Annotated in this window: 10 protein-coding genes; 6 read left to right on the plus strand and 4 right to left on the minus strand. The window is 46.1% G+C overall.

What is annotated here, in order from left to right; genetic code table 11:
• The 3 genes from QZ076_RS20905 to QZ076_RS20915 all read left to right on the plus strand — a co-directional run.
• The coding region (locus QZ076_RS20905; protein ID WP_293717033.1) for a hypothetical protein at positions 1 to 1627 on the plus strand (1627 nt) is incomplete at its 5' end.
• A gap of 117 nt (positions 1628 to 1744) precedes the next feature.
• Positions 1745 to 1996, plus strand: a complete 252-nt coding sequence (locus tag QZ076_RS20910) for a hypothetical protein (RefSeq protein ID WP_293717035.1) — start codon at positions 1745 to 1747, stop codon at positions 1994 to 1996.
• Positions 1986 to 2336, plus strand: coding sequence for a type II toxin-antitoxin system RelE/ParE family toxin (locus tag QZ076_RS20915; protein ID WP_293717037.1), 351 nt, complete (start codon positions 1986 to 1988; stop codon positions 2334 to 2336). Before QZ076_RS20910 ends, QZ076_RS20915 begins: the two co-directional genes overlap by 11 nt.
• A 185-nt stretch (positions 2337 to 2521) precedes the next feature.
• Here QZ076_RS20915 and QZ076_RS20920 read toward each other — a convergent pair whose 3' ends face one another.
• Both QZ076_RS20920 and QZ076_RS20925 read right to left on the minus strand, forming a co-directional pair.
• Positions 2522 to 2758 carry a hypothetical protein gene (locus QZ076_RS20920; protein ID WP_293717039.1) on the minus strand — a complete coding sequence of 79 codons (237 nt, stop codon included), beginning with the start codon at positions 2756 to 2758 and terminating at the stop codon, positions 2522 to 2524.
• A 19-nt stretch (positions 2759 to 2777) separates the two neighbouring features.
• Positions 2778 to 2927, minus strand: a complete 150-nt coding sequence (locus tag QZ076_RS20925) for a hypothetical protein (protein ID WP_293717041.1) — start codon at positions 2925 to 2927, stop codon at positions 2778 to 2780.
• Here QZ076_RS20925 and QZ076_RS20930 point away from each other — a divergent pair.
• From QZ076_RS20930 to QZ076_RS20940, 3 genes are all read left to right on the plus strand, one after another.
• A complete protein-coding gene (locus tag QZ076_RS20930; RefSeq protein WP_365326554.1) occupies positions 2883 to 3623 on the plus strand; it encodes a fimbrillin family protein in 741 nt (246 codons plus the stop codon). The two genes, QZ076_RS20925 and QZ076_RS20930, sit on opposite strands and share 45 nt — an antisense overlap.
• An 87-nt stretch (positions 3624 to 3710) precedes the next feature.
• Positions 3711 to 4679, plus strand: coding sequence for a fimbrillin family protein (locus tag QZ076_RS20935; protein ID WP_293717045.1), 969 nt, complete (start codon positions 3711 to 3713; stop codon positions 4677 to 4679).
• Positions 4680 to 4742: 63 nt separating this feature from the next.
• On the plus strand, positions 4743 to 5666 hold the full coding sequence (locus tag QZ076_RS20940) for a fimbrillin family protein (protein WP_293717047.1): 924 nt from the start codon (positions 4743 to 4745) through the stop codon (positions 5664 to 5666).
• 125 nt (positions 5667 to 5791) lie between these two features.
• Here QZ076_RS20940 and QZ076_RS20945 read toward each other — a convergent pair whose 3' ends face one another.
• Together QZ076_RS20945 and QZ076_RS20950 are read right to left on the minus strand one after the other, a co-directional pair.
• Complete coding sequence (locus QZ076_RS20945; protein WP_293717049.1) at positions 5792 to 10312, minus strand: multidrug efflux RND transporter permease subunit; 4521 nt, start codon at positions 10310 to 10312, stop codon at positions 5792 to 5794.
• Positions 10309 to 11475 (minus strand): efflux RND transporter periplasmic adaptor subunit, encoded by a 1167-nt coding sequence (locus tag QZ076_RS20950; RefSeq protein WP_293717051.1) that lies wholly within the window; start codon positions 11473 to 11475, stop codon positions 10309 to 10311. The genes QZ076_RS20945 and QZ076_RS20950 overlap by 4 nt, the downstream gene beginning before the upstream one ends.
• Between the last annotated feature and the right edge of the window lie 318 nt (positions 11476 to 11793).

An 11793-nucleotide genomic window follows, 5' to 3' on the forward strand; every position in this document is an offset into this window, starting at 1 on the left:
CAAAACCTACCAGGTGACATCGACCAACCCTATCACATTTGCCCCTAAGGATGCGGCAAACACCTGGGAAATGTCGAACGCAACCACCTGGACACCGCTCACCATATACGGTTGGCTCGACGAAAATACGCCGGTAGCCTACAGCAAAAGCAGTATAGCTGTCAACAACGGTAATATATCGGAGGTCACACTCTCTCCGCTCTATGCCTGCATCGGCGTACGCGTACTGCTCGGTAAAGATACGGAAAGTGCGGGTCGCTACACGATTAGCAGCAGTCTGAAAGGTGTCGGTACTGCGTCAGCCAACAACGGTTGGAATACGTCAGGGACTATACCGGTACTCAACGCCGTCAGTTCATCGCCCGGCAGCATAAAAAACACCAATAAAACGACAGTCGCCAATATCAAAGCCGGCGATCTCACAATCGACTATTTTATGCGGGTTGCCCCAACCACAATTCAGGCATCGACTCCCAACCTCTTTACGATTCTTTACAACGGTAAGCAATATCCGATAACTTCCGGCAATCAGGCGATAAAGATCGAAAACGGTAACTGTTACCTGTTTACCGTCAACATTGGTAGCGAAACCTCTTTGCAGATCAGTAGCATCGAACAAATGACGATCGATGAAAAAATAACTATAGTACTTCACCCTGAAGGTGTCGAACGAAAGAAAGGTATTTATACCAGGGCTGATTGGGATAAGTTTATGGAAGGCTACTTAAGGAATGACAAAGATGCTATATGGTCTTGGTTGAACTCGAACGAGGTTCTTAATTTATATACAGACATCGACCTGAATAATGAGCCTTGGGTGCAGCCGTTCTATGGTGATTTTGGTTTTAATGGACATGGTCATACAATTTACAATCTGCATGTTGTTTCTTCGGGATCAGAGGCTGGTTTTTACTCAACTCTAAGCGAACCAAACACCATAGAAGGATTGACTATCGATGGAGTAACAATCGATTATGATGATCAGGGAATGGGAGATGTGGTCGAGTGCGGAGCTATTGTAGGAGCGCTGAGAGGAGGATCTGTTGTCGATTGCCACGTTAAAGGGAAAGTTACAATTCGTTCGCGGCGCTTTGTCGGTGGTGTAGTTGGAGTTGGTTATTATGGAAATATCTATGCGTGCACATTTGCACCTGATGGAACACCTACTTTATCCGGGCAAATAGCTATAGGAGGTATAGTTGGTTATCTGGAAGGTAACCCCTCTGTAAAAGGTTGTATAGCCCATGATTTTAACTTTACAGACGAAACTGCTGAATTTGTTGGCGGTATCAGTGGAATGGGAAATGCTCAGTACTGTCGTGGTTGTGTAGCTTATAATATAAAAACCAATAAGAGTGAAGGCTTTGGTTGCATAGTCCCTGAAAAGACGGATTATGAGTATTGCTATTACTATAATGTATTCGGTAGTTCTTCTTCACAGGGTGAGGGTAAAAATAGGGTCGCTATAAACAAATTGGAAGATCTTAGTAACGAAACTGTTATCTCAGATCTGAATGTTCCTTTTTACTATTCACTTCCTAAAATCCAATTCCATTATGAAGCATCGCCCACCCCTGCCACGACAGGCCCGACGATAAAACCTGGGGAAGTAGAATCAATCAACTAGCTTCCCACCCTACGCTCTTTGACATATTGGAAATGAAAACAGTTGCAGTGCTTTTTAACTTGCAGGGGCAGAATATTTTGTCTATGTTTGTAGCACAAACCTTAAAATAGAAATAAGATGGATGCAAATGTAAGATTGGAAGCGGATAAAGCAATGTTGGTTCGCGATATATTGAATATTGAAGATACAGAAATATTCAATAAGATTAAGCGGTCTTTCAACCAGATACTCAAACAAGAGTCTGAAAAGGAGACAATCAGTAAAGAAGAAATTCTTTCCGGTATCTCCCGCGGATTGAAAGAAGTAGCCGAAGCTAAACGCACAGGTCGCAAATTGAAAACCCTTCAGGAAGTTATTGATGAACTATAGCATAGTTACTGCTCCCTCTTTTTTACGGGAGCTAAAACGCTTGAGCAAGAAATATCGTTCTTTAAAAAAAGACCTTATTTCTTTGCAAGATGAATTGCTGGAAAATCCTGAAGCCGGTGCCGACTTAGGCAGAGGTATTAGAAAAGTACGTATGGCTATCGGCAGTAAAGGACGTGGGAAAAGCCATGGAGCCCGCGTTATTACCGTTACCATGATTGTTGATGAAGAAAGTAGCGAAATTGTTTTACTTTTTATTTATGATAAAGCAGAACAAAGTTCTATCTCCATCACCGATATTGAGAAATTAATAAAGGAGAATAATCTTCCGATAAAAGAGTAATTATATAGCGTGGCAATTTGTTTTCGCCCTGCCCCACCTGTACAGGTGGGGCAGGGCGAAGTCGTTTCCAATATGCCAAAAAGCGAATAGGGTTGTATTAAAATTGATTAGTTAACGATTTAATATAACACATAAATGTTGAAAGTAAACATACCGATGTTGAAACATCACCTATTCGCAGCCTTTCAGGCATTACCGGCAGCCGCTATCATCGCACTGCTGTCGTTGGTGCTTGCGGCATGTAGTAAAGACGATCCCGAACCGGGGCCGTCGCTCCCACCAGACCCGCCATCGCCGGTTGAGCCCGGCACAGTGCAAAGGGTTGCCCTTCGCCTACAGGCACGTCCCGCCGGCGACAATCCCGAACCCTGGTCGCCTACCGACACCCTGCATCTGGTACTGGCCGAACCCGCTGGCCGCACCGCATTGGGCGATACCGCCTTATTCCGCTACGTCTTCCCCGAAAAGGCGGATGCAACGGATAAGGCCACCTATTTCATCCCCGCTTCGGAAGCCGACAGCGCCTTTCTCCCGTCCGACAGCAGCCTGGTAGACCTGATGGCTTACCGCCCGGCATCGCCTGCTCTCCAACTCGACCGGTTACTTTTATCAGTCGACACCCGCGAGCATACAGCCACCGGACGCCCCCTCATGACAGCCGAGCGCACCGTCGGCCTTCATGCCGGACAGCCCGAAGCCAATATTGTCCTGTCACACCGATTGACAAGATTGTATGTCAATCTGAACATGATAGACAGTACCGGCGCTGCCACTGCAACCGGTAAAAAAGCAGTCTCTAACGAAACCGCCACTGCTTCTATCACATTACATGGCAACCCCGCGCAAGCTGTATGGAGCCTGCCCGACGAGAAATTCATCGAGTATGGCGACACCTTGCCGCAACCATTTGCCATGCAGCACGACGGACTGGGCGGCTATCTCTATACCTTACCCGGCATCGAAGGCAAAACGTCTTCCTTGACGCTAACCATAGAGATTCCCGACCGCGTCCCGCTGAATATCTCCCTAAACGAATACCTGCCGGAAGGCTTACTACAAGCGGGTATCTCTGTCGATATACGGATAGATGTGCCAAAGAACCCCGATCCCGGCATCGACCCGGAACCGGAGCCAACCCCAGACCCTGACCCAAGCCCAGAGCCTGATCCCGATCCGAGCCCTGATCCGACTCCGCCCGATCCGAATATTCTTCGCATCCAGGTAACACAAAGCGATTGGGAAAATATCATTTACGATATTATGCTCGACCCCGACGGAGAAGACTGATAAGCATCATTCACAAACAAACAAATAAATAACATAGAATACAAACAAATAAGTAAATAGAATACAAACAATTAAAACAATATCCTCATGAAAACAAAACAATTCACAAACGTAGCTCTGTCTCTTAGTTGCTGCTTGGCAGCATTGACAGCCTGTGTAGGGGGTGAAACCGACGCTTTCCCCCCGGAAAAGCAACCGGTAGGTATCTCCGCCACAATCACCGGAGAGGTGACGACCAAAGCAGATACGGATTACAAGCCTGAGAATGGAGAGAAGAAGATTTACATGTATTACAAAAACGGTAGTAATACCACTGCCAGCGAAAAAGGAGTTTACACGTATAGTGGTTCTACATGGAATGCTGCCAACCAGAACACACAGGCAGACCTGTGTATCTTCTGGGACGACCTCGTAGCGCAATCCGGTAAATATCCATTCTTCGCCGTTTCTCCCAAAGATCTGGCAAACGCAACAACAGGCGCTGTCGAGACTAACCAAAGCAGCGAGCCTAACTTTACCAATGCCGACCTGCTTATGGCTTACAACGAAGTTGGCACCAGACAGGCACAAGTGCCTCTTACTTTCAAACACATGCTTGCCAAGTTGACGATAGAGGTAAAAATGGATGTTATCTCAACTATCAACAATACAAGCGTATCCGTTGATAATGCAATTAAGGATTATACAGTAGCTTACACAGGGTCAGGAGTACCGTCTACTGCTGCCCCGGCAATAGTTACCGCTACGGGAACAACAAAAGTCTCTTTTGCTCCTTTTAAGGATACAAATAAAAGCTCCGGAAAGACTGTTGTTTATTCCGTAATCCTTCCGGCACAGGACATCAGTAGCACTGCTGCAAAAGTAAAAACGACAATCACAGTCGGCTCGGAAAACAATTCATATACGTATGCCCCGACCACTGCGACTAAACTTGCCAATGGCACAAACACCACCCTGACACTTACCGTTAACGGGACAGTGCTTGAACTGTCCGATATTAAAGTGACAGATTGGGGTAAAGTCACAGCAAGCGGTAGTATCACTCTCGACAAATAACGCTAACCATAGCGATAGCTATATACAAAACAAATTATTCACTAGTACAAAATATTAAGCATTATGAAAACAAAAAGTCTAGTAAGCGGCACAGCCGCATTGGCGCTAAGCGCCCTCTTATTCACCTCATGCAGCAGCGAAGACGATCCGACGCCTGCAATCAGTAGTCAATATGTAACCATTGCGCCCAGCATAAGCGGCGAAGTAATCACCAAAGCTGGTAGCGCCTACGGAGAAACCGGCGACAAATTGTATCTGTATTACAACACAGCCGGAAACACTACTGCCGACCAGTTTGCCGATTTCCGCTACGACGGTACGATCTGGGATCTGGGAACAGACAAGATGAAATGGAGTACATTACATGCCGCAGCTTCAGGCAATCTCCCGTTCTATGCAACCGCTCCCGTTAAAGCTCCGGCAACTGCAACAAAAGTGGAAGCCGATCAAAGCACGACTGCCGGTTATAAAAACTCCGACCTGCTGGTTGCCTACAAAGCGATAGCAAAAGCCTCCGATGCAACTAAATACACCGCTCTTGATATCGACATGAAGCACGTATTGGCTAAATTGACTATCGATGTCAATGCCAAAGCAGTAGAAGATGCCGTTATCAACTCGGTTACGATTAAAGATGCTGTACCTGATTATACGGTGACTTACTCCAGCTCCGAAGATACCCCGGCAACAACAGCTGTAGACGGCTCTTCAACAACAGAGATCAAGCCACTGGCAAACGGAACGGTTTATAGCGCGGTTTTACCTGCACAGGCAATCCAGAAAACTAATGGGATTATTATTGTTATCTCTGTTAACGATAAAACCTTTACTTATCAGCCGACAGATGCCATAAACCTGCAGCAAGGTAAGAATACCACGCTGAAGCTCCGTCTGTCCGGTACAGGTGTCGCTTTGGGTGATGTTACCGTATCCGAATGGGGAGAAGGCGATACGACAAGTGGTAATATAGAGGAAGACAAACCCTAAAATATCCTTGTTACTATCTCGTGCCCGATACGGAATTGCAAAACACAGGCCGTATCCTATATTTACTATAAGATACGGCCTGCTTTTTTATGGCTCCGGATCGAGCACGGAGAGCAACAGACTAATCAATTACTTTGATTATATCCTCCCCCTAATGCCTTATAAAGATAAACTACCGCCAGTAGTTCATTCAATACAGCATTATTCAAGCTAATCTGGGCATCCAGATATCCACGCTGTGCATCCAATACATCGATATAATTGGTTACTCCATTGATATATTGCAGTTCTGCCAGCTTAACGTATTTAGCAGACGCAGACTCTAATCTCTCCTGAGAGAAACGGATCTCTTTTGCTTTGCGGATCGTGACAATAGCATCGTTCACCTCTTTAAAGGCACCGATCACACTCTTCTGATAATTGTAAACTTCCTGTTCGTAACGGGCTTTCGAGGCTTTCAGCTTCGCCTTATTCTTTCCCATTGCAAAAAGCGGTTGAAGCAGATCGCCCGCCAGGAACCAGGCCGGACTTTTCAACAGGTCGCCTAATTCTTCACTTTCAAGACCGAAGTTTCCTGTCAGACTGATCTTCGGGAATAGGTCGGTATAGGCAACTCCTACCTTGGCATTGGCTTCGCGCAGTTTCAATTCCGCCTGCCGCATATCGGGACGACGCTCCAATAAAGCTGATGGTAATCCTACCGGCAATGCATCGGGTAGCCGTTGTTGGCCAAGAGATAATCCACGGGGAATATAGCCGGGGTATTCTCCCAACAAAAGGGATATGTCGTTTTCTTTTATCCTGACCTGACGTTCCAGTGACGGGACAAGTGTTTCCGTACGGGCCAACTCTACCAATGCCTGGTTATAAGATGTCTCGGAAGTCAAACCACCTTCAAAGCGAAGTTTAGCCAAACGGACACCTTCACGACGGGCTTCTAACGTCTGACGGACGATATTTAACTGCCGGTCGAGGGCGCATAATTCATAATAAGCAGCTGCTACTTCTGCGACTAAAGTCAGTTGAAGGCCACGCTGGGCCTCTACCGATTGCAGGTAAGCAGCAACGCCGGCTTCATTTGCCCAACGCAGGTTTCCCCATAAGTCGAGCTCCCATGAGAGAGTCAGCTTTGCCCCATATTCAGGATCTGGTTTCGGATTATCACCGCCATAGTTCAAACGTTCCTTTTGTCCGTAAATACGCGCTCCGATTTCAGGGAACTGTTCAGCAAAAGTGATACGTTTGGCAGCCATCATCTCTTTGATCTTGGCAGCCGCGATCTTCATATCCTTATTATTTTCCAGAGCCGTTGTTATCAACCGTTGCAAAGTTGTATCGGCATACAGACTTTCCCAGGGTATGTTCTCTACGGAAAGAGTATCCGATTCTCCTTCGAACTGGACCGGAAGATTCAAGTCCGGACGGGCATACTTTTCCCCTAGCTTACAAGAAGAAAGCGAAACCAATGCAACCGCTACAACCGCAATAAAAAGAAACAGCTTTCTCTTCCGGAGAATTTTCTCCTTCGGAATGATCTGGCTTACCCGCTCCAGTTTCAATACCTTCTTCACTTTATAGATAAAAACAAAGAAGAACGGAACCAGCACAATCCCCACAGTGATAACGACCAACATTCCAAAGAACACTCCGGTTCCGAGACTATGACGGGAAGCGGACCCCGGTCCACTAGCCAATACCATTGGAAGCATTCCCAATACAAAAGCCAGGGAAGTCATCAAAATAGGACGGAAACGCATCTGGGCAGCATGAATAGCCGCTTTGATGACATCGACACCCGCATCCACCTGTACCTTGGCAAACTCCACGATCAAAATCGCATTCTTTGCCGCCAAGCCTATCAGGGTGACAAGCCCGATCTGGAAATAGATATCGTTATGCAGTCCGGTTGCCCAAATTCCCAGATAAGCTCCTAAGGCAGCAACCGGCAATGATAACAATACGGCAATCGGCACGATCCAACTTTCATACTGTGCTGCCAGGAAAAGGAAAACGAACAGGAAAACAAGTGCAAGCACCATACCGGTCTGTCCTCCGGCTTTCTTTTCCTGATAAGACAATCCGCTCCATTCCACACCGATGTTATCCGGCAGATGTTCGCGGGCGATCTGTTGCATAGCTGCCATCGCCTCTCCGGAACTGTATCCTGGTGCAGCCACGGCACTGATCGCAGCGGTAGAGAACATATTGAACTTCTTGATCGTACCGGGTCCGGTTGTATAACTTGTCGTACCTAAGGCGGTCAAAGGAACCATCGAACCATTCTGTGCTCTTACAAAGAATAATCCCAGACTTTCCGGAGTGGCACGGTAAGGTGCTTCTGCCTGAATATAGACCTTATATATACGGTTGAACATATTAAAATCATTCACATAGACCGATCCCAGATAAGCCTTCATCGTCGAAAAGATATCGGTTAGCGGAATACCCAGGAATTTAGCGCGATCGCGATCCACATCAAAATATAATTGAGGGATCTGCGGTTGCAGAGCAGAAGACACACCAGTCAGTTCCGGAGCTTTCGATGCATACAGCATAAAAGTATCGGTTGCACTTACCAGATTTTCCCAACTGGCTTCCCCACGGGCTTCCAACTGCATTTCCAGACCTCCGCTTTCGCCTAGCCCGGGAATAACCGGCGGACGATTCAGATAGGCTAATATCTCCGGATAATACTCAAACTCTTTACGGGCAATTTCCATAACATCTTCAACTCCCATACCGGAAGACTTACGTTCTTCCCAGGGTTTCAGAATAACGGTAAGGGTAGAACGGCTTTGCGATGTTCCTACACGGGTACTGCTACCGGTTACGTTTTGCACATAGGCTACAGCCGGTTGTTTCTCCAGGAACTCGATGGCACGGTCAGTCACCTTACGGGTACGCTCAAGGGTTGCTCCTTCGGGCATTACTAATTCGACAGTGAAAAAGCCCTGGTCTTCTTCCGGTATAAAACTGGTCGGTATAAAACGATTCAATACAAAGATAAAAACCAGTACCATACCGAAGCCCGCCAGTATCCGTTTAGGATTTCCGATAGCCTTTGACAACAAATGGATATATTTATTATTTCCCTTATGTAACCAGATATTGATCTTACGGAACACGAAATTCTTCTTTCCGGTTGTCGGACGCAGGATCAAGGCACACATAGCGGGGCTCAATGTCAATGCAACTACCGTTGAAAGCAATACAGAAACTACAATCGTTATAGAGAACTGGCGATATAACGCACCGGTAATCCCGCTCAGGAAACTTACAGGGACGAATACAGCAGCCAATACCATTGAAGTTGCAATCAAAGCGCCAGTCAATTCACGCATTGCCTTATGGGTAGCTTCACGAGGTGTCAGTTTTTCCTCATGCATAACACGCTCCACATTTTCCACAACAACAATAGCATCATCCACAACAATACCGATAGCCAGAATCAATCCCAGCAAGGTCAGCATATTCAAGGAAAATCCCATGATCAACATAAATCCGAATGTACCGATCAGAGAAATAGGAACGGCAATAGTCGGGATCAAAGCGGCACGCCAGTTCTGCAATGACAGGAATACGACCAATACAACCAGAAACAAGGCTTCAAACAAAGTCTTATAAACCTCATGGATCGATTGTGAGATATATTCCGTCATATCGAACGGGAATTTATATTCCAGCCCTTCAGGGAAGTTCTGGCTGATCTCTTTCATCGCTTCCTTCACATTAGTAGCGACTTCCAGTGCATTGGCGCCCGGCAACATATAGATACCGAGGATGGCAGCGTTCTCTCCATTGATTCCACTTTCAGTAGAATAGGAAGAGGCCTCCAATGAAATACGGGCAACGTCGCGTAAACGAACGATGGAACCGTCCTGGTTGGCACGGACTACTATATCTTCAAACTCCTTCACGGTCGACAGACGGCCACGGGCTGTAATAGGTATGGTGACATCGACATCTATAACCGGTTGTTTACCCAACTCTCCGGCTGCCGATTCACTGTTTTGCTCTTTCAAGGCATTCTGTATATCTTTTACCGTCAGCCCCATATTGGCAAGACGATCCGGATATACCCATATCTGCATACCATAATAACGGCTACCGATATTCGATACACGTCCTACTCCCGGAATACGGCGAAGGACATCGAGCACATTGATCGTAGCAAAGTTACTCAGGTAGATTTCATCAAAGCGCGGATCATCCGAGCTCAGACTTAATGTCATCAACTGACTGGCGGATTGCTTCTCCACCGTGATACCGTTCTGTACGACATCGGACGGAAGACGCGATTCTGCCAGTTTCACACGATTCTGTATTTCTACAGCAGCCAGGTCAGCATCCGCCGACACATCGAAAGTAACCGTAATGGTCAATCCTCCCGAATTACTGCTGCTACTCTGCATATAGATCATACCCGGAGTTCCGTTCAGTTCCTGTTCGATCGGCGTAGCTACAGCCTGCGATACCGTCAACGCACTGGCACCCGGATAAGAGGCACTGATCTTCACGACCGGCGGCGTGATCTGCGGATACTGATCCACCGGCAACAACATCAATCCAATAATCCCGACAATAACGATTAATAAAGAAAGTACGGTCGAGAATACGGGACGGTCTATAAAGAATCCCGGTTTCATTCGCCTGCCTCCTCTCTATATGCTTCGACAGCTTTATCGTCACCAGCCTGAACCGGACGAACCAACATACCTGGCACTAACTTATGATAACCTTCTACAACGACGGATTCATTTTCACCAAGACCACGCTCGATAACAATGTTGTTTCCTATTTCCGGTCCCGTTTGTACAAAACGTTTCTCAGCAACGTTGTCACGACGGATAATGTAAATAAAGACACCGCCCTGTTCAATAGAAATAGCTTTCCGGGGAACGACAATTGAGCGTTCACGCACATCTAATAATAGTTTTACACGGGTAAACTGTCCGGGGAGTAGCTTTTGATTCGGATTGGATAACTCTGCACGGACACCGAAAGTTCCAGTTTGTGGATCTACGATCGGATCGGCGAAATCAACAATCCCTTTTACCGGATATTCTGAATTATCGGCAAGGGTCACAGTGACGGTCGGTTGCCAGGAGCGGGTTGTGTCCTGCTCACCGAACTTGATATTACGACGTTCGGCACGCAGATAATCCAATGCCGTCATTTTAAAGTCAACCAATACCGTATCGCTTTTTACAACAGCAGCCAGTTTTGAATTGACACCGGGTCCTACCAGGGCCCCGACATCGACAAAACGTTCACTGATGTATCCGGCAATCGGTGAAGTTACAGTTGTATAGCCGAGTTCCAGTTGTGCCTGATCAAGGTCGGCTTTACTCATAGCTATATTCGCTTCCGAATCATCCAGGGAAGCCAATGCGTTATCGAGATCCAACTGACTCGCTGCATGTTGTTCATACAAAGGTTGCAAACGTTCCACATCTCTTTTGGCTTTTGCCGCCTGCGCTTCATTCTTCTTCAACTGTGCTCTTGCTTTTTCTACACGGGCCTTATAAAGTGCTGAATTGATAATAAACAGAGGCTCGTTCTGCTTCACCTGTTTACCTTCTACAAATAGCATCCTTTCGAGGTAACCTTCTACACGGGCATGTATCTCTACATAACTCGCAGCACGGATACGTCCTACGTATTCACCGAATATTTGCACATCTTCTTTCTGAGGCTTGTCTACAATGACAAGGGGACGCAACGGTTCTTCTTTTTTACGACAACCTGTTGCCAGCATTAAAAGGGCGACTAATACGATACTTCCTTTTACTAATCTTTCTCCTACCATTACTAATATCTATAAATGACATTTAAATATTCTATTGTTCTATCTCTCTATTGTAAGAATGAAATAATCGTACCATTGTTCAATACAATCCGTTAAAAAACGCTATACTCTTAAATATTAACGGTATAAACCTATTACAAAACAGAACCATTTCTCTGATGGAAAATACTTTCGTGGAATTATTCCACAAACAAGTGTTACTAAGTCCACAAAATTAATATAAACCAAAAACAAATAATGTATTTATGGATAGTCATAAACCAAAAAAGGAACCAACCTTACGATTGATTCCTTTCATTTGTTTTGAGTCTCTGACTC

Source organism: uncultured Parabacteroides sp. (assembly GCF_905196875.1).
In the GTDB taxonomy this organism is placed as follows: domain Bacteria; phylum Bacteroidota; class Bacteroidia; order Bacteroidales; family Tannerellaceae; genus Parabacteroides.